This is a genomic window from Tellurirhabdus rosea (assembly GCF_026278345.1).
GTDB classification, from domain to species: Bacteria; Bacteroidota; Bacteroidia; order Cytophagales; family Spirosomataceae; genus Tellurirhabdus; species Tellurirhabdus rosea.
In genome coordinates, this window is the sequence record NZ_CP111085.1 from 3360993 (window position 1) to 3378245 (window position 17253).

Here is a 17253-nt window from a genome sequence, read left to right on the forward strand (position 1 = left end):
CTGTCAGGATAACCGGTTATTTGCCGCGTCCCTGCATCATGATCCGCACGGTCTGCACAATGAGCCAGACATCGTAGGAAAACGACACATTCTTCAGGTACAGAAGATCGTAATTCAGGCGTTGAATCATTTCTTCAACGTTCTCGGCGTATCCGTATTTGATCTGGCCGATGGAAGTTATTCCCGGCTTCAGCGTCAGCAGGACTCTGAACTCGGGAGAACGCTCAACAATCTGGTCAATAAAGTACTGTCGCTCAGGCCGTGGGCCCACAACGGACATATCGCCTTTGAGGACATTAAAAAACTGCGGCAGCTCGTCCAGGCGCGTTTTTCGCATAAATCGCCCCCATTTGGTGATCCGGTGGTCGCGCCGGCCGGCCGAGAGGGCGGGTCCCTGCGCTTCGGCGTCAACGTACATACTCCGAAACTTGTAAATCCGGAACGGTTTACCCCACTGCCCGACCCGTTCCTGCGAATACAGAATGGGTCCTTTGGATGTCAGTTTGGTAATCAGGGCCACGAGAATGAAGATCGGCGCCCCGACGGTGAGCATAAAGGTCGAAAAGCCAAGATCAAAAATGCGTTTGTAGATATTGATCCTGAAATCGTTCACCAGCCGCGTGGAAAGGCTGATGACCGGCTGCAGGTCATGGTATTCAATCGACACGCTGCGGGTCAGGAAGCCCTTGAAGTCAACGATCAGTTTGACCTGGTAGCCTTCCTCTTCCGAGTGCGCCATAATTTCCTTCAGCTGAACGGGGTCCATGTACGGCAGACAGCAGTACACACAGTCCACCTGCTTTTTCAGGATATAATCCCGAAGCTGCGAATAGTCGCCCCGGAGCGCCGGAGAGTTGGTCGGAGTCAGGTGGTCGAAATAGCCGCAGAACTTGTACCCAAGCTCCGGGCGGGTCTGGTAAAACGTCCGGATGCTCGTAGACAGATCGCTGTACCCGACGATGATAAACCGGCGGTTATTGTACCCCATCGCCCGGTACAGCTTGAGCGCCACGAGCGCCAGCCCCCGCCAGAAAGAACCCAGAAACAGAAACAGCAGGTAGGTCAGCAGCAGCTGCTCCCGGGAGTAATAATAGCCCTTCGTGAAAACCCAGAAAACAGAGACCAGCGCCATATGAAACCCGACCAGCTTCATCAGGTCCGTCAGCAGCGTATCGATCGTGAACGTTAAACGGGCAAATGTATACGGCTTAATAATGAGCAGCAACAGCAGCCAGGCCGCATTGAAAAACCAGAAAAGCGTATAATAATGCGAAGAGAACGGATCGGCTTCTGGCCCGAACGTAATTCGGTGAGCAATCATAAAGCACCCATTCAGACACAGTATGTCGGCGGCGGCACTAAGCGGGCGCAGTAAGACAGAATACCGGTGTCGCATACAAGAAGTACTTACTTATGGTTAAGGTTACAGGTGGCAGGACACGGCCGAGAGAATGGAGTCAATCGATTTAACCGGGGCAAGTTACTCAAAAAACGGCAAGCGGGTTCTATTTTTATCCAGCGGGAATCCTAATTTACTGAGTGGGACGGTTATAGTTAATGATTATTAAGATATGGTAACCTTTTCAGAATTGTTCTGAACCAGGGGCTCTTTTCTGGCCAATTGGTGCAGAAAGACCTCTGCTTTGGACAGAATGGCCGTTCTGCTTAGGCAATTTTCGGCATAGAGGCGGGCATTCTTTCGCAGGGTGGGCAGACGCTCCGACAAAACGGCCTCCCGGATCGCTTCGGCCAGCGCCGCCGGGCTTTCCGGTTCGATGGCCCAGCCGAAATCATTATTTTCGACCACTTCGCGCAGGGTCGTCCCCGGCTCGGCCGAAACAATCGCCGCGCCTCCCGCCGCCAGCGTGCTGACAAGCTTGGAAGGCATCACCAGGTCGGAAGTTGATTTTTTGAGGATAACCAGGTGCACATCGCCCGTAGCCAGCACCTTTGGCAACTGCTCATAAGGCCGGATGGGCGAGAAAAGCACGTTATGCAGTCCCCGGCTCTGGGCATCGGCTACCAGACGCCGCCGCGCGGCTCCTTCGCCACAAAGGAGAATCCGGAGGTTCGGAACATCGGTTAGCAGCGCCGCGGCGTCCAGAATCACTTCCAGCCCCTGTTTTTCCCCCATATTGCCCGAATACAGCACAACTTTTTCATGGGGCGCAATGCCCAGTTCCGTCCGCAGCGATTCATCCGGGGGCAGGGGCCTGATGAAATCGGTGTCGGCCCAGTTGGGCAGCATGAAGTAGCGCTCCGGCCGTACGCCTTTCGCCAGAATGTTGCGTTTCATGCCTTCGCTGATGCTGGAAACAGCGTCGGCCTTTTGCAGCAGAAACTTTTCCACGCCATCGAGGGCGTTCAGCAGGCGCTGGTTACGGATCATGCCGAGCTGCCGGGCGGCGTCGACCTGTAGGTCCTGTACGTGAAACAGAAACGGAACGCCTCTGAAACGGCCAAAAAGATAGGGAAACGCCCCGGCCAGCAGCGGCGGGCACATGCCAATGACCACATCGTACTTCCGGAACAGACAGCGGACTCCGTGTACGAGAGAAGTGGCAGCAAACGACAGTTCGTGCAGAATGCGGGACCGGCCGGTCACCTCCCGGGGCACGTAAAGCGGCGAGCGGTAAACGGTCAGGTTGCCGCGGCGTTCGGTGCACCAGCCTTTTCCGCGGTAGGACTCGTGTACCCGCCATTCCGGGTAATACGGATGCGCCGTAATCACGTCCACCTGATGCCCCCGGGCGGCCAGCCACTCGGTTAGTTCGCCATTGTAGCGTCCGGAACCGGCGTTCTCGGGGGAGTAGCTGATGCTGTAGAAGAGGATTCGCATAGAAGTTGGTCAAATAATCCGCGCCAGCCCGCGGCGGCCCGCCCGGAAGGGATTTTTTCGGAAGGCGACGGGGCCAGCGAAAGGGTCCGGTGGATGGCCGCTTCCATGAGGTTTGCCAGTTCTTCCACCGAATCAGGGTTGAAAAAAGCAGCGTACGGATAGGTGCCGATGGTTTCGTAGGCGTAGGGCAGGTCGGCGGCCAGCACGGGTTTGCCGAAGGGCTGTACTTCCGACAGGGGCAGGCCCCAGCTTTCCAGCTGCGACGGAAACAGGAGGTAATCGCAGGAGGCATAGCGGGCAAAAACCTCTTCGCGCGGCAGCAGGCCCAGAAACTGAACGCCCGGGTCGTGGCCATACTGCTCCACCATTTCGCGGGCGTAGCGGTTTTCGCTTCCGTCGAAGGTAAAGGCAATCTCGAAGCCGGTGATGCCTTTCTGCCGCAGCAGGCGACCGGCTTCGCAGGCCAGCTCGGCATTTTTGTGAAAACGCGGGTAGGAAGGATAGAAGAACCGCGTGGGTTCGCCGCTGGCCGGACGCAGCGCGAGCGGCGGAAAGGTCACCGACGCTTCGGAAGCCGGGCGGGCCACCAGCAGGGTATCGATGCGGTACCGCTTCCGGAACACGTCCGCCAGCCAGTGCTGCTGTACGACTACGTACTGGTTTTTGCGGATGTTCAGCCCGTAGAGGTAGTCGTAAAACCAGTTGAACATCGTAAACGTCCGGTCGTGGAAGAGGTATTTGGAGGGAATCTTATAAAACGGCGCCGCATTGTGGCAGTACACCGCCCGGACGTTCGCCTGTACATTGGGCGTCATGTCGTGCAGCGAAAGCCAGAGGTACGGCTTTAGCTTCCGCGACAAAAAGTAAAAGAAAATGTACTCGTAATACAGCCGGAACCACCAGCTTTTCTTGGAAAGCGGAAACGTCCGGAAGCGGATGTTCCGGTGCAGAAACGAATGATTGCCCGGTACGAGCGCCAGCACGTCGAACTCCTGGCTCAGGTGCGTATCGGCATAATCGAGGCAGTCCGTCAGAATGGACAGCTTGCCCGTATCGGTAAGATTAATTCCTGAAAGGACCAAAAGTGGTTTACGCATACGAATCAACTGCTTTGGGTCGGACAACGGGTCCATATTGCAACAGCATGTAAAAAACAATCAGCACAATCTCCACCTCGTTGAAAAAGAGGCATACCCACAGAAAAGCAAAATAGCGCCGTGCAAAAACCGGTAATCCGGACCGGACCGACGTGAGCACCCACCAGAAGACCAGAAAAACCGGCAGACCAAACTCCACGCTGTAGAATAACCACCGCATGTTCATGTGGTTTGCCTGCCGCCCGGTGAGCTGCTCTTCGTATTTGTATTCGAAGATACTCAAAAAATAAGACGGCGGGATGAAGTTACTGTTACCCGGTCCGTAGCCGGTCAGCAGAACGTCGGGGCGGTCGAACAGAAACTTGACCACGGGCCACTCCAGATCCTTCTGAAACGGAATGCCCAGAATCTCGGCCTGCTCATCGTCGCCGCCCTCCTCGAAGCGCTGAATGGCCCGTTCGGCCACCAGGGCAAACAGCACCGCATCCCGGTTGGCCGCCGCCGAGTTCATCAGGGCGTCGCGGGCGGTCGAAAGGGTCAGGAAAAAGGCGACAACCAGCACCATCGTGCCCACAATGAGCGGCCGGACCTGCCGCAGGGGCCGCAGCAGAACGAACAGAAACACCGCCATCAGGCATTCCAGGGTAAAGGTCTGCGACATGGTCAGCAGGCCGACCAGACCCGCCAGCCAGGCCAGGCGGATTTTTCGCTCCAAAACCAGCCACGGAAGGGCCAGCCCCAGAAAAGCCGCCAGATTTTTGGGTTCGTTGAACGCCGCCGACACCCGGATAAACGTCAGGCCGTTGGGCAGCGTCAGCATGTACCGGGCCTTGTCGCCGAGCAGTTCGGCCAGCAGGCCACTGCCCGTCACCAGCGTAAGGCCCAGCTGGGCAAGCGCCAGATAACAGGAGTACCGGACAATGCGCTCGACGGTGGCAAAAAAGTGCGGCAGCGTCAGGTCGGAACGGTGGCGGTAGAGTTTGTACCCGATGGCAAACAGCGGCAGGTAGTTTTTCGCGTAGAAATAAATCGGTTTTGTGTAGAAATACAGGTCCGAAACCGGATTGTGGTAAAACGAATGGAAGTCGTAGGTGTACACCGCCACCCCGATCAGGCTCGAAATCAGCGGCAACCCCAGCAGCAGCAGGTAACGGCGGTGAATCCGGATGGTCTTTTGGGAAAAAAGCCAGACCTCATGCACCAGAAAAAGGGTGGAAACCAGAAAAAAGGCGTTGATGGTCGGGCCGATAAGCGCCAGATGGTACCCCTGCGTTGCCAGCCCGTAGAGCAGCACCTCGACAATCGTCAGTTTTTTGCGGTAATAGCCCAGCAGCAGCCAGGCGGCGATACCGACGGTGATGAGGGAGACGGCCAGCGTTGCCAGCAGAGCAGAAGGTCCGGTGAGCATACTTACTGACGAATGCGGGCGTAAATGCCGCGCCGGTTCAGCCACTGACGGACGCGGAGTTTGAAGGTAGCAAACCCGTAATCGGCCCAGGCGCGGGCCGGATGCCAGCGGCGCTGTTCGACCTTTAGCCGACGGGCTTCCCGCAGGGCGGGCGTTCCGTCGCTAATGCCGCCCTGCCGCATCCGCACCGTGACGGCCGGAACAAACCCGGCCCTGAGCGAATCGCCCGCCCGGTGCAGCAGTTCGTAATCGCCGATGACGCGGTAAGACGTGTCGTACAGGCCGCCCCGCTCAAACAGGGAACGAGCGTGGAGGGCGCCCACGTGCGTGACGTTCATGTACCGCTGGAAGGTCGGCCAGTGCCAGGCCTGTCCGAGCGTTTCGAGGGTCTGCCCCGCCTCGTTGACCATCACCAGCCGCGACGACACAAACTCGCAGCCCGCGGGGGCCTCATGCTGGAGGTAGCGGGCATACGTGGCGAGCGCGTCCGGTTCCAGGGTATCGTCGGCACCCAGAAAGCAGATCCATTCGCCCCGGCTCGCCCGGATGCCCTTGTTCCAGGCGTCGTAGATACCGCCGTCCGGTTCGCTGACCCAGTACACTACCTGATCGGCGTATTGCCGGATAAGCTCGACGGTGCCGTCCGTCGAGCCGCCGTCGATGATGATGTGTTCAACCTGGGGATACGACTGCTGCCCCACGCTCCGGAGCGTGGCTTCAAGCGTCGGGCGGGCGTTGTAGACCGCCGTAATCACCGAAATCAGCGGCGAAGCGGGCGGGGGCAGCGAACGCCGGGAAACAGTCGAGGTAAGCCCATCCATACGGTTCAGTAGTCGATTCTGGTTAAAAAATTAGCGGCGCTCAGCACCAGCTTCCGTTTCCACCGCCTGAGCAGGTCGTTCTTGATCCGGGTATTTTCGGTGCCGTAATAGCCCTCAAAAACCGGATATTCCGGCAGCGGCCGCCACGAGTGCCCGTCGGCCAGACAGGCGTGAATGGCCCGGGCCAGCCCATGTTCAAAATAGATTCCGGCCGTTTCGTCCACCTGCGCCAGCGCTGCTTTCAGGTAATGGGAATAAAATTCGTTCCTAAAGATAAAGAAACGCGAATCGGCGAAGGTTAAGTATTGCTTCAGAATGGCAGACACCCAGATGCTGTCGCCGACCGGGGCCGCTTCCACGATCGACCGGGCATTGCCGACAAAATAGCGCCCTGTCACTTTCAGCACCGTTTCGCTTTCCCGGAGCACGGCCGACCGGGCAAAGGCGTATTCCAGAATTTCGGCCTCGCCCGCGCCTTTGCCCAGGTGGCTTTTCTGGGTTTGGAACTGCAAAAACTCAAGCTCGTGGCTCTCCGTTAAGGCCGCTATCTGTTTTGATTCATACCCGCTGTTTTCCACAAACACCACCCGGTAACCCAGCTTCAGCCACTGCTCGATGGCGATTCTATAATCGTGCTCGCGGTCCTCGGCCTTTGTTCGTTTAAGATTAATGGCAGACCCGGGATTAATGGTTCCGGTAAGCAGAATTCCTGGATTACGGATGGTCATGAAATTAGCCTTCTAGCTTTTCAAAAAGTAATTTTTTATACGGTTGATAAGTCGGCGATTATGTCTTGTCTGCTCAAAAAAATGAGGCACCTTAACCGGAGCCGCGTTTGCCGTTTGGAGCATAAACCAAACACCAATATACCGTTCCATAAGCCCGCCCTGAATGCGGTGAATGCGCTGGCTGTCGTAGGAATCAAGCTTTTTGCTTTCAATAACGGGCGCAATAAAATCCGTCATCAGGGAAGAAAACAAATCGACTTTTGCCATAAAACAGCTGCATAAACCAATCGTTTTACCGGCTAATTCTTTCGGGCGGAATGACGTGCCGTAAGAGCCGTTGTAATCAGCCAGAATGGTTTCGTAACAGTTCCGGCCTTTGCCGCGTAGCGTGTCCGGCCTGGCGGGGTCCATCAGGATTTTCTGATCATAATCTTCCCGGAACGAGTAAGGTTGAAAGTACAGCACATCGTTCGTTTTCAGGTAATTCTGAAAGCTTTCGGCGGTTAACGTACTCAAATCCATGTCGTAGTGAGCAAAGCCAACCGCGTCCAGTCCCGCATAGAGCTGTTTGTTTTTATAAACGTTGTAAATCACCTCCGACTCGGTATAGAATTTGCCGATCGGAACAAAAACGGGCAGTTCCCAGAGGTTCATAACCGCGTATTCTTTTTCGGCCGGAAAGTCAAGTTCCGGATTGACATTGACAAACGTGATGAAAGGAAGTATCTCCTCGTTGTAATATTCCTTTACAATCGCCCGGTGGGTGATAATGAACAGTCGAAAAGAATATTTACTGCTTGCGGATTCCATATAAGGAAAATCAAACGGGTTTTCTGCCGTCAAAAGAAATAAGAAAAACGGGTTCAGGCCGTTTGGTTTTGCCGGAAAATGGCTGTTTGGCGACGAACTTACCTTTCCGGTCAGGCTGATCGTCTGTATGCAGAAAGTTCTGCCGTGAGCCAGACCGACTGCCCGGCAATTCCGCCGCGTTATTGTCTGAAAACAGAGCCGAGCGAGAGCGCCAGCCCGATGATTCCCCCCAGCACGGCACCGATCACCACCATGACCATTCGTTTTGGCCCGCTCTTATGCAGCGGAACGCGGGGTGGCTCCAGGGTCTTGAAAACGGGGGCCTCTTCCTGTACTTTGATCTTGGCCTGTTCCAACTGCTTTGACAGGTCATTGTACACGCTCTGGGTAAGCAGGAAATCGGCCTGAAGGCGCTGCTCTTCCAGCTTCGCGACGTTGGTAAACAGGCTCCGGTTGCGGTCGCGCCAGCTTTCCAGCGCGTACTCGGCCGACTGGTACCGCTGCCGGGCCTCCGAAACCCGCTGGGAAAGAAAGTCCGCCTGTAAGCGGGATTTGCCGGTGCGGTAGCTGGTCACATAATTGGTCAGGTATTCGAGCGAAAGCCGGGCCACGGTAGCGGCCACCACTGGGTCGGATAACGTCGCCTGAATGCTGAGCATACCCGTTTTTTTATCGTAGGTCGCGCCCACCTGCTTGTTCAGTACGGAAATGAGACCTTCCTGATCTGGCGTGACAACGATGGCCCGGCTCGTATTTTTGGGATCGAGCGGAACCGGCGCTTCCGCCGCCTCGTCGTTCGCCATCATGCGGCTGATCAGCGACGCGTTGCGGGCCTCTTCCTTCAGAAAATCGGCCAGCGGCAGCGTTTTCCGGGCGTTGGACGAATAGACGGGCTGTTGAATCAGGTGGAGCCCAAAGGGAATGCTTTGCAGGACGTTCGGATACAGGTCCGGGCGGATGGCTTCGATGCCGCCCGAGAGGCTGCCCAGTTCAACGCCCGCCAGACCCGCCAGAGAGCTCAGGCCGCCCAGATTGCCGCCCGGGGCCCGGTTCTGCAATTCCGGCATGACGGTCACCTGCGAAGTGTACTGATTCGGGAGTGTATAGGCGTACACGGCGGCAATGACCGCCCCCACGGCGCCGGCAATCAGCATCCGCAGCCGGTTCCGACGCAGAAACCGGAAAATGTCGGTCAGGCGAATGTCAATTCCTTCCTCCCGGTCATCGCTTTGCAAATCCTGAATAGTTTCTGTTCCCCTCATTCCTGCCAGCGTTAGTTTCTGTTAAATACATTCGTGGGAACCGCTGCCGCAACTGCGGGGAGCGTATCCGGCGGGCCGAATGGCCGGGTCTGTCCGGTAAGTATGCAGTACTTGTCCATATCGATTGTCAAACCAGTTCCGAATTGGTAACGGCTTTGCTGGATAATGTTTGGTAAAGTTGCTGAAGCCGCCAGAGGGCATCCGTATTCTTCAGGCGGCCTCCCTGTTTCCGGGCATTTTCGAGACTTTGCTGGCGGAAATGTCCGTCCTGCATGATCCGTAAAATTTTGTCCGCCATGTCGGGGACATCGTCCGGATCAAAAACGAATTGCGGGTCCCCAATCGTTTCCGGCAGGGAGGTAACGTTTGAGCAAATAACGGGTATTCCCATCAGAAGGCTTTCCATCAGCGGAAAACTGCCGGCTTCGTACCGGGTCGGCACCACAACGGCCCGCGCGCGCTGGTACAGGTTATACAACGTAACGTCGGGGACAATTCCCGTAAAAATAACCTGATTGTGCAACTGAAGTTCATCCAGACGCTGCTTCACTTTCTCGAAATGGGGCGTTTGGTGGCCGGTCGCAATGAGCTTGATCTGCACCTGGTAGTGGTCGCGCAGGTGGGCGAGGGCGGCCAGCAGGCTGAGGTGATTCTTGTGAGGCCAGGTGGCGGCGGGATACAGAATATATTCGCCCTGGGCGTAGGCGGGCGGGGCTTCCAGGTCCGGTTTGTTGATAAACTGCTCGAACCACAACTGCTGCATATCCAGCAGACAAACATAGACGTTCTGGCTGGTCCGGCGGAAAAAGCGAATCAAATCCTCCTTGACGTGCTGGTAGCTAACGACAATGACGTTGGCCCGCTCCGTAACGCCCAGATAATGCTTTGCCCGCTCAAGGCGTTCCTCGGGGGTAAAAAACTCCGGAAAATGTAATTCCTGAACGTCGTGGAGGGTGGCAATGACCTGCGCTTTTGTATGGGCGGCGTGCTGGTAAGGGCAGTGGATGATGTCCAGCTGGTAGCGTTTGCGTAACCGTTCTTCAAAGCCCCAGACGAACAAACGGCGTTTTTGGCCGTACACTTTCAGCAGAAGGTTGATGCCTTTGATCAGGTTGGTGATGAGCCTTTCGTAGGACCGCTCCCTGCCGAACTGCCGCGGAATGAGCGTAAGATGCGGGTTCTCGTTCAGGATATCATGAATCAACGGGTCCTTGTCGTTGTGCAGGATGAAATACTTATTTTCCTTATCCTGCGCCAGAATGCGCAGAAGTGCGCAGGAGTATTGACGGGCACCGCCTCCGGCCTGGGATAATTCAGGAATGTAATAAAGGATATTCATCTACAAGTTTAAAGTGTAGGTGATGGTTGACTCGTTAAACCTGACGGGCCGGAAACCGGCGCTCTCGTACAACGCGATGGCAGGCTGATTCTGCTTATCCACGCTCAAGGTAATCTGTTTCTCCTTCCGGTCGGCGGCGGTTTGCAGTAAATGAGCCAGCATCTGCCGTCCGAGGCCCCGGCCCTGACACGCCTCGGCCACGGCAAGGCCAAGCCACAACGTATCCGCCTCCGGGTCCAGATGCCCGTAGGCGGCGGGTTCCGCACCGTCCATCAGCACCGCGCAATAGGTATGGTGCAGGACCGTCTCGACCGGGCGTTTCTGAAAATAGCGAAACGTTTGCTCTCCTCGGCCGAGCCGCTCCAGAAAACGGCGGATCAGGTGCAGGTTGCCCGCCTCGATGCGCACGAATTTCATGACGGGATGAAGGACTTGATGGCCTCACAGATGTACTGCACGTCTTCCTGACTCAGTCCGGGATAGCTCGGCAGGTTCATGCCCCGCCAGCCAAGGTCTTCGGCCACCTGATGCCGGGCGTAGCGCTGGGCGTACATGGGCATGGTGTGGACCGGGTAGAACAGCGGACGTGTCTCGATTCCGTGCCGCTGGAGATGTTCGCGAAGCGGGTCGCGGTTTTCGGACCGGCGCACCAGCAGCGAACACATCCAGTAGGAGTGAAGCACATCGCCGATTGGCCGGTGTAGTTCGTAGTCCGTGCCCGCCAGCCCGTCGGCGTACCAGGCGGCCACCTGCTGCTTTTTGGCCAGAAACTCGTCCAGCTGCTCCATCTGGGCCAGCCCGATGGCGGCGCAGATGTTGGTCATCCGGTAGTTGTAGCCGACGACGTCGTGCCAGTACTGCCGGTATTTAGCCAGCCCCTGTCCGCGGAAATGCAGGCAGCGGTCGTACAGCGTTTCGCCGTTGGTGACGATCATGCCGCCTTCGCCTGTCGTAATCGTTTTGTTGCCGTAGAAACTGAAGGTCGCAATGTCGCCGAATGTCCCGACGTGTCGGCCCCGGTACCGCGTGCCGATGGCTTCGGCGCAGTCTTCGATCAGCAGGAGATCATGTTCCCGGGCGATGGCCACCAGCCGGTCCATGTCGCAGGGATGGCCGTACAGGTGTACGCAGAGAATGGCTTTGGTCTTCGGCGTTATCTTCCGGACCACATCTTCCGGGCTCATCTGCCAGCTCTGCGGCTCGGAATCGACAAACACGGGCGTCGCTCCATTGTACACCACCGCGTTGGCGGAGGCGATGTAGGTGAGGGTCGGCACGATCACCTCGTCGCCCGGTCCGATGCCCAGCGCCACCATCGCCAGATGCAAAGCGACCGTGCCGTTGCAGACGCCCAGCGCGTAGGTGCCTCCTATGTACTGCGCAAACTGCTGCTCGAATTTGTGGAGGAACGGACCTTTTGAGGAAATCCAGGTGGACTCCAGGCATTCCATTACATAAGCCTTTTCATTTCCTGCCAGGGTAGGTTGATAAACCGGAATTTCTCTGTGTTGCATGGTAGTGATCTCGATTAAAGGCAATCATTGAGCCCAAAGCCCTCTTGCCTTCCTGTTAAGTAGTAAATAGCACTGGTAGGGTTGTAGAATGGCTCCGGGCAGCAGGCAGAGCGTAAAGGCAAGAGGAACCCCCGCCACGCCCAGGCTTGACAAACCGGCCAGGTACAAAGCCAGCGGAATACTGATAAACATAACCGTGACGGCCGTAATCAGGGGTACGGTAATTTTACCGAGGGCGCTCAGAATCAGCGAAAAAAGGCCGCCCCAGGTCGTAAGGGCCGTACTCAGGCCCAGCACAAGCGTCATCATCAGGGAAATCGTGACCACGTTTTTGCCCAGCCACAACGCGTAAACCCAGTCGGAAATAACGACCATGGCGACCGTAACCAGAAAAAGAAGGAGCCAGATCGTCAACAGTCGGCCGACCACCTGCCTGATCTTGGCCACGTCGTGCCGGTGATAAGCCTCCGCGATAAATGACCAGTGCGGGACAATCACCAGATTAAAGACAATAGGCACCACACTGAAATAACGGTACGCCAGGTTGAACGGGGTGACATCGTCCGGGGAAAAGAAATGGGCAATCACAAAATTCTGGGAAGCGAAAAGCACCAGACCAACCAGCTGCATGCCAAAGAACTTGCCGCCAACCGTTCCCAGGTCTTTCAGCAGGGAGCGTTTGACCAGATGAACCGAGGGCTTTAACTCCGCGTAAGTATAATTGAAGACAAATATCGAAAAAATAAATAGAAGCAGGACGGGCACAACGCTGTAAAGCAGGGCCGCACTCAGCAGGTCCAGCTTGTAGAAATGCGTGTGGACGTACAAAAGCCCCAGCAGAACCACTTGCGTCAGCGCGTTGATAAACTCGACGTAGGCCGCCTGGTGAACGGCCAGCAGAATCGCAGCAACCAGATTCAGAACCAGACGGATGGAGAAGAAAACAAACGTGTAAAGAACCACCAACGGCAGCGTGGAGGACGAAGTCGCCGGGGCGTTGAAAACGGTCTGCCAGTTCACCGCCGAGTAGCCGGCAAGGAAAACGGCCAGCAGAACGGTTGTCACGGCGCTCAGAAAGGCGTAGGCCGTGCTGATGTACTGGCGGGCCGATTCGTAGTTGCGGTCCGCGTAATAGTGGGTCAGCTTGTTGCGCAAACCGTTGGTAAAGCCAAAATCAAACAGCGTCAGCCACGTCAGAATGGAACTGAGCGTCAGCCAGACCCCATAATCCGCCACATTGAGGTATTGTAACGTAATTCTGACCACAACAAACTGACAAACGATTGAGATACCTTTCAGAGCCACAGAAGCCACTACGTTTTTAAGAACAAGCAGCGATTTTGTGTCCTTCCGTACCCGTATTTCGTTGAGAAGTTGCTGAATCATTGAGTCTGGATTTACTTTCTAAGCTGAAATGGGTGTTCCCGCAACGTATCCGAAAAACGACCGGAAAAGAACACCCCTAAGGCAAAACGAAATCGGAAACCGAACTTTTGCCGGGAAAGCCGAACCTTGTGCGACCAGCCTTTCAGACGGGCAGTCGCTTTGCCCGGCTGTTGCCGGTCAGGGCCTGTTTATCAGATTGACCAGAACCGTCGCACTGGTGGCGATGAGCGTTCCGATGAGTGAAAAAATGCCGAGGCGCTCCGTGGGCGTTAACCGGCTTTCTTCCAGCGGCTTGTACGGCACCACGATCGTGGCGCCCGGCTGCATTTTCGGATTTTTCCGGTACAGGTCCTTCAGCCCGTTGGCGTATACGATGTAGGCTTTGCGGAAACGGGCATTTTCGGTGACGCCGCCTGCCTGCGTAATGTAGTCTTTCAGCCTGAACTCCGGCCGGAAACTGACGATGGACGGGTTGTTGAGCACCGCCCCCTCGATCCGGACCACGTCCTGCCGCCCCGGAATGAGCAGCGAATCGCCGTTCTGCAGCAGCAGGTTCCCGGCAATATCCCGGTTGTTTATCACCGCAATGATGTCCGTGGCGATCAACTGGCCGTTTCGGTAGAGCCGCGCCCCGCTCAGAAAGGCGTTGGGCTTCAATCCTCCCGACCGCTTGATCAGGTCCGAAAGCCGCTCCTGATTACTCTGAATGGCGTAACTGCCCGGATGCATCACTTCCCCGTAGATGTAGGCGTTCTGCTGCTCCTCGTACTGGGGCGAGGTCCGGACGTACACAATATCAAACGGCTGGAGGCTGAATCCGGCCTGGTCGGGCGACAGACGCAGGTTGCGGTCAATGGCAAAGCGGAAAATGTTCACGGTGCCGCGCTGGTCGTTGGTCAAGGAGTCCTCCCGGATGCGGCGGGCCACCTCGATCTGGGTCGGCGTTGCGCCTTCCTGGAAGCCCCCGGCCAGCGCGATCAGGTCCGCCACGCTCATGTTGTTGACAAACTGGAAGGTGTCGGGCTGGTTGACGGCTCCCTGAATCTGGACGTAATACGTTTCCCGCAAATCGCGCTGGGAGAAAATATGAATGCTGTCCTGCCGCAGGAGCGGAATGTCGGGCGTTTCGTTGCGCATCAGCCGGCCCACATCGAACGGGATGGTTTCGAGGTCCATGTTTTCGCGTTCGCGGTAGACATGACCCCGGTTCAGAAAAGCGTCCTTGCGCAGCCCCTCCGCCCGGCGGATGAGCGAACCCACCGTTGCCAGATCGTCGCCTAGTGCGTATTCGCCCGGCCGCATGACGGCCCCGGTGATCTGAATGCGGTTCTCGTACCGTTCCAGAATCTCGCCAATGGTGTATTTGTCCCCGGCCTGCGGCACAAAGGTGGCGAATTGCTCGGGCGCGACCGTGACCACCCGCAGTTCGCGGGCCGTGTTGCGGCGCAGGGTGATGGAGGCGGTGTACGCCTTGTCCGTGAAGTTGCCCGCAAAGGCCAGCAGGGTCTTCAGCGTTTCGCCGGTCTTGACTTCGTACAGGGCCGGACGTTTGACTTCTCCCGCCAGCTCGACCCGGGCGTTGTAGTTGCCGACGAGAATCACGTCGTTGTCCTGGAGCCGGATGTTGTCGGACTGGTCGGCGCGGAGCAGGAAGTTGTATAAATCAATAGTTCTGATCAGCCGGTTGTTGCGCATCACCCGGATGTCGCGGAAGGTGCCGGTCTCCGGATTCGGTCCGCCAGCCAGATAGAGCGCGTTGAAGGTCGTTGCGAGCGACGAAATGGTGAACGTCCCCGGCCGCATGACCTCGCCCACGATCGTGACCCGGATGCTGCGGATGTTGCCCAGCGTGACGGTGGCGTAGGTGCCGCTGCCGGGCCGGTTGAGGCCCTGATAGGCCGACCGAAGCCGCCCTACAATGCGCTGCTCGGCCTGCTCGATGGTCAGTCCGCTGACGAAAATAGGACCCAGATTGAGCAGCCGGACGGTGCCTTCCGGACTGACGCGCAGCCGGTAATTGTCCGTGGAATTGCCGTAAATCTCCACCGTCAGTTCGTCGTCCGGACCTAGCTGGTAATTGCGGGGCGTGGCAATCCGGAGATTCGGCTCGAAACTGAGGGAGGCGTTGCGGAAGAGCGACGCGCCGAACACGACGGGCTTTTTGAGCGAATCCCGGCGGAAAGGGTCGAGGCTGTCCGAATACATATTCCGCTGGGAGAGGCGGCCCTGCTGCGATCGTCCGCCGGTGGAATCGGCACCCAGGAAATCCTGTCCGCTGCCGCCGGTAGACCCTGAGCCGCCCGATTTGTTCTGCTGCAACCGAAGTTTGGCGATCCGCTGGCGCATCTTGGCAATGTCGGACAGCGTAAATCCCTGCGAAAGGGCCGCCTGTTCGATCTGCATTTCGTTGAGGCCGCTGGACTGGGCGCGCCGGTAAAATTCCAGCACCTGCTCGTCGGTTAACTGATCGACCCGGGAGCCGCGCGACGGCTGTTGAGCGAGGGCCGGAGGCGCCGCTATCCACAGAATCAGTAAAAAAGCGGCCAGCACACGAAACATTACCAGTGCAATTCGGGTGAGGTACCTCGGCTGGCCCGTATAGTTTATCAAACGCATGCAATCGAGGAAAGGATCAGGCAAAGTTACAAATTGCCTACTACAATTAGGTATTTATTCCAAAAGAGAGTGGGTACCCGTTTATTTAAGGCCGGATTTGGAGTTTGGAAACGGGCCTCCTTAGTTTGCACCGCATTCTTCCAACTTGATTATGGCCTTAATAAAACCCGTTCGGGGTATTCATCCGCAGCTTGGCCGCGACTGCTGGCTGGCTGATAACGCAACCGTCGTCGGCGAGGTGATCATGGGCGATCACTGCACCGTCTGGTTCAACGCCGTCGTTCGCGGTGATGTCAATTCAATTACGATGGGGAACTATTGTAACGTACAGGACGGCGCCGTTATTCACTGTACCTACCAGAAATTCAAAACGACGATTGGAAATTACGTCTCCATCGCCCATAACGCCATCGTCCACGGCTGTACCATCGAAGACAAAGTGCTGATCGGCATGGGCGCCATTGTGATGGACGGAGCCGTGGTCGGAACCGGCAGCATCATCGCCGCCGGGGCCATCGTGACGCAGAATACCCAGGTTCCGCCCGGCACGATTTACGCCGGCAACCCCGCGAAGTTCCTGAAAAATGTGACGCCGGAATTGGGCGAAGTATTTATGCGGACGGCGAATAATTACGTGATGTACGCAGAGTGGTTCCGCGAAAGCTGACGGGCCGGGAGCGGCAGGTCCGAAAAGCCCGGTCGGAACCCGGCATCCGGCTTTTCGCGCCGCCTCCGGGCTTTTTTATTTGACCACTTCCTTTTCCTGCCCCATCTCTTTCCGGGCGCTGAGGTAGCCGCGAATGACCGTAAACGTCGTGATGGCGAGGAAGAAAATAATGATGTAATGGACGTAGTTGACGATCCAGGGATATTTTTCGCCGAAATAAAAGCCGCCGCCCACCAGCGACCCAACCCAGATGGCCCCGCCGATGATGTTGTACAGCATGAAGTAGCGGAAATCCATGTGAATCAGGCCCGAAAGAATGGGCGCAAACGTCCGCACGACGGGCAGGAAACGGGCAATGACCAGCGTCCGGCTGCCGTATTTGGCAAAATATTCCCGGGTCGTTTCGATATATTGTTTCTTGAAAAAGAGCGAATCCGGGCGGTTTTGCAGCTTTTCCCCAAAAAAATAGCCGAAGCCGTAGCCCGTCAGTGAGCCCAGCACGGCCGCGCCGAAAATGCACAGCAGCAACAGCGGAAGCGCCACCGGCAGTACCTTGGTCCCGGCGAAAACACCCGTCAGGAAAAGCAGGTAATCACCCGGCAGAAAAAAGCCGAAAAACAGGCCGTTCTCCACGTAGATGATCAGCGTGATGAGCACGAGTCCGCCGGTCCGGATGATTTCTTCCGAATTGAGCAGGTATTGGAAAAAGTCAATCAGTTGCTGCATGGCTAATGATTGAATGTTGAATGATTGAATGACTCCGCAG

The 17253-nt window shown here is 56.7% G+C and carries 15 protein-coding genes; 1 reads left to right on the forward strand and 14 read right to left on the reverse strand.

The genetic code is table 11. The annotated features are described in order from the left end of the window. Window positions 1-16: 16 nt before the first annotated feature. From ORG26_RS14270 to ORG26_RS14330, 13 genes are all read right to left on the reverse strand, one after another. Window positions 17-1396 (reverse strand): sugar transferase, encoded by a 1380-nt coding sequence (locus ORG26_RS14270; protein WP_266362878.1) that lies wholly within the window; start codon window positions 1394-1396, stop codon window positions 17-19. A gap of 168 nt (window positions 1397-1564) precedes the next feature. Next, window positions 1565-2839: a WcaI family glycosyltransferase gene (locus ORG26_RS14275; protein WP_266362880.1), complete on the reverse strand. Its 1275-nt coding sequence runs from the start codon at window positions 2837-2839 to the stop codon at window positions 1565-1567. Then, on the reverse strand, window positions 2767-3936 hold the full coding sequence (locus tag ORG26_RS14280) for a glycosyltransferase (RefSeq protein ID WP_266362882.1): 1170 nt from the start codon (window positions 3934-3936) through the stop codon (window positions 2767-2769). The genes ORG26_RS14275 and ORG26_RS14280 overlap by 73 nt, the downstream gene beginning before the upstream one ends. Beyond that, entirely contained in the window at window positions 3929-5344 is a 1416-nt protein-coding gene (locus ORG26_RS14285) for a hypothetical protein (RefSeq protein WP_266362884.1), read from the reverse strand. The genes ORG26_RS14280 and ORG26_RS14285 overlap by 8 nt, the downstream gene beginning before the upstream one ends. Before the next feature lie 2 nt (window positions 5345-5346). Continuing rightward, complete coding sequence (locus ORG26_RS14290) at window positions 5347-6165, reverse strand: glycosyltransferase family 2 protein (RefSeq protein ID WP_266362886.1); 819 nt, start codon at window positions 6163-6165, stop codon at window positions 5347-5349. A 5-nt stretch (window positions 6166-6170) separates the two neighbouring features. After that, the gene (locus ORG26_RS14295; RefSeq protein ID WP_266362887.1) at window positions 6171-6893 is read right to left on the reverse strand and encodes a hypothetical protein; all 723 of its coding nucleotides are present in this window, start codon (window positions 6891-6893) and stop codon (window positions 6171-6173) included. A gap of 12 nt (window positions 6894-6905) precedes the next feature. Next, window positions 6906-7703, reverse strand: coding sequence for a hypothetical protein (locus tag ORG26_RS14300; RefSeq protein ID WP_266362889.1), 798 nt, complete (start codon window positions 7701-7703; stop codon window positions 6906-6908). 179 nt (window positions 7704-7882) lie between these two features. After that, the gene (locus tag ORG26_RS14305; RefSeq protein WP_266362891.1) at window positions 7883-8965 is read right to left on the reverse strand and encodes a Wzz/FepE/Etk N-terminal domain-containing protein; all 1083 of its coding nucleotides are present in this window, start codon (window positions 8963-8965) and stop codon (window positions 7883-7885) included. 127 nt (window positions 8966-9092) lie between these two features. Next, window positions 9093-10304, reverse strand: coding sequence for a glycosyltransferase family 4 protein (locus ORG26_RS14310; RefSeq protein WP_266362893.1), 1212 nt, complete (start codon window positions 10302-10304; stop codon window positions 9093-9095). Beyond that, entirely contained in the window at window positions 10305-10721 is a 417-nt protein-coding gene (locus tag ORG26_RS14315) for a GNAT family N-acetyltransferase (RefSeq protein WP_266362895.1), read from the reverse strand. Beyond that, a complete protein-coding gene (locus tag ORG26_RS14320; RefSeq protein ID WP_266362897.1) occupies window positions 10718-11818 on the reverse strand; it encodes a DegT/DnrJ/EryC1/StrS family aminotransferase in 1101 nt (366 codons plus the stop codon). Before ORG26_RS14320 ends, ORG26_RS14315 begins: the two co-directional genes overlap by 4 nt. A gap of 24 nt (window positions 11819-11842) precedes the next feature. Beyond that, window positions 11843-13204 (reverse strand): MATE family efflux transporter, encoded by a 1362-nt coding sequence (locus ORG26_RS14325; protein WP_266362899.1) that lies wholly within the window; start codon window positions 13202-13204, stop codon window positions 11843-11845. Between the two features lie 177 nt (window positions 13205-13381). Beyond that, complete coding sequence (locus tag ORG26_RS14330; RefSeq protein ID WP_266362901.1) at window positions 13382-15763, reverse strand: SLBB domain-containing protein; 2382 nt, start codon at window positions 15761-15763, stop codon at window positions 13382-13384. A gap of 208 nt (window positions 15764-15971) precedes the next feature. Here ORG26_RS14330 and ORG26_RS14335 point away from each other — a divergent pair, with 208 nt between their 5' ends. Beyond that, window positions 15972-16487: a gamma carbonic anhydrase family protein gene (locus ORG26_RS14335; protein ID WP_266362902.1), complete on the forward strand. Its 516-nt coding sequence runs from the start codon at window positions 15972-15974 to the stop codon at window positions 16485-16487. Window positions 16488-16562: 75 nt separating this feature from the next. On the opposite strand, the gene ORG26_RS14340 is transcribed toward ORG26_RS14335, so the two are convergent. Further along, the gene (locus ORG26_RS14340) at window positions 16563-17213 is read right to left on the reverse strand and encodes a DedA family protein (protein ID WP_266362904.1); all 651 of its coding nucleotides are present in this window, start codon (window positions 17211-17213) and stop codon (window positions 16563-16565) included. Between the last annotated feature and the right edge of the window lie 40 nt (window positions 17214-17253).

What these genes read in the sequence shown, in the direction of transcription:
- ORG26_RS14270 (WP_266362878.1), bottom strand. Translation starts at nt 1,396, where the DNA reads ATGCGACACCGGTATTCTGTCTTACTGCGCCCGCTTAGTGCCGCCGCC.
- ORG26_RS14275 (WP_266362880.1), bottom strand. Translation starts at nt 2,839, where the DNA reads ATGCGAATCCTCTTCTACAGCATCAGCTACTCCCCCGAGAACGCCGGT.
- ORG26_RS14280 (WP_266362882.1), bottom strand. Translation starts at nt 3,936, where the DNA reads ATGCGTAAACCACTTTTGGTCCTTTCAGGAATTAATCTTACCGATACG.
- ORG26_RS14285 (WP_266362884.1), bottom strand. Translation starts at nt 5,344, where the DNA reads ATGCTCACCGGACCTTCTGCTCTGCTGGCAACGCTGGCCGTCTCCCTC.
- ORG26_RS14290 (WP_266362886.1), bottom strand. Translation starts at nt 6,165, where the DNA reads ATGGATGGGCTTACCTCGACTGTTTCCCGGCGTTCGCTGCCCCCGCCC.
- ORG26_RS14295 (WP_266362887.1), bottom strand. Translation starts at nt 6,893, where the DNA reads ATGACCATCCGTAATCCAGGAATTCTGCTTACCGGAACCATTAATCCC.
- ORG26_RS14300 (WP_266362889.1), bottom strand. Translation starts at nt 7,703, where the DNA reads ATGGAATCCGCAAGCAGTAAATATTCTTTTCGACTGTTCATTATCACC.
- ORG26_RS14305 (WP_266362891.1), bottom strand. Translation starts at nt 8,965, where the DNA reads ATGAGGGGAACAGAAACTATTCAGGATTTGCAAAGCGATGACCGGGAG.
- ORG26_RS14310 (WP_266362893.1), bottom strand. Translation starts at nt 10,304, where the DNA reads ATGAATATCCTTTATTACATTCCTGAATTATCCCAGGCCGGAGGCGGT.
- ORG26_RS14315 (WP_266362895.1), bottom strand. Translation starts at nt 10,721, where the DNA reads ATGAAATTCGTGCGCATCGAGGCGGGCAACCTGCACCTGATCCGCCGT.
- ORG26_RS14320 (WP_266362897.1), bottom strand. Translation starts at nt 11,818, where the DNA reads ATGCAACACAGAGAAATTCCGGTTTATCAACCTACCCTGGCAGGAAAT.
- ORG26_RS14325 (WP_266362899.1), bottom strand. Translation starts at nt 13,204, where the DNA reads ATGATTCAGCAACTTCTCAACGAAATACGGGTACGGAAGGACACAAAA.
- ORG26_RS14330 (WP_266362901.1), bottom strand. Translation starts at nt 15,763, where the DNA reads ATGTTTCGTGTGCTGGCCGCTTTTTTACTGATTCTGTGGATAGCGGCG.
- ORG26_RS14335 (WP_266362902.1), top strand. Translation starts at nt 15,972, where the DNA reads ATGGCCTTAATAAAACCCGTTCGGGGTATTCATCCGCAGCTTGGCCGC.
- ORG26_RS14340 (WP_266362904.1), bottom strand. Translation starts at nt 17,213, where the DNA reads ATGCAGCAACTGATTGACTTTTTCCAATACCTGCTCAATTCGGAAGAA.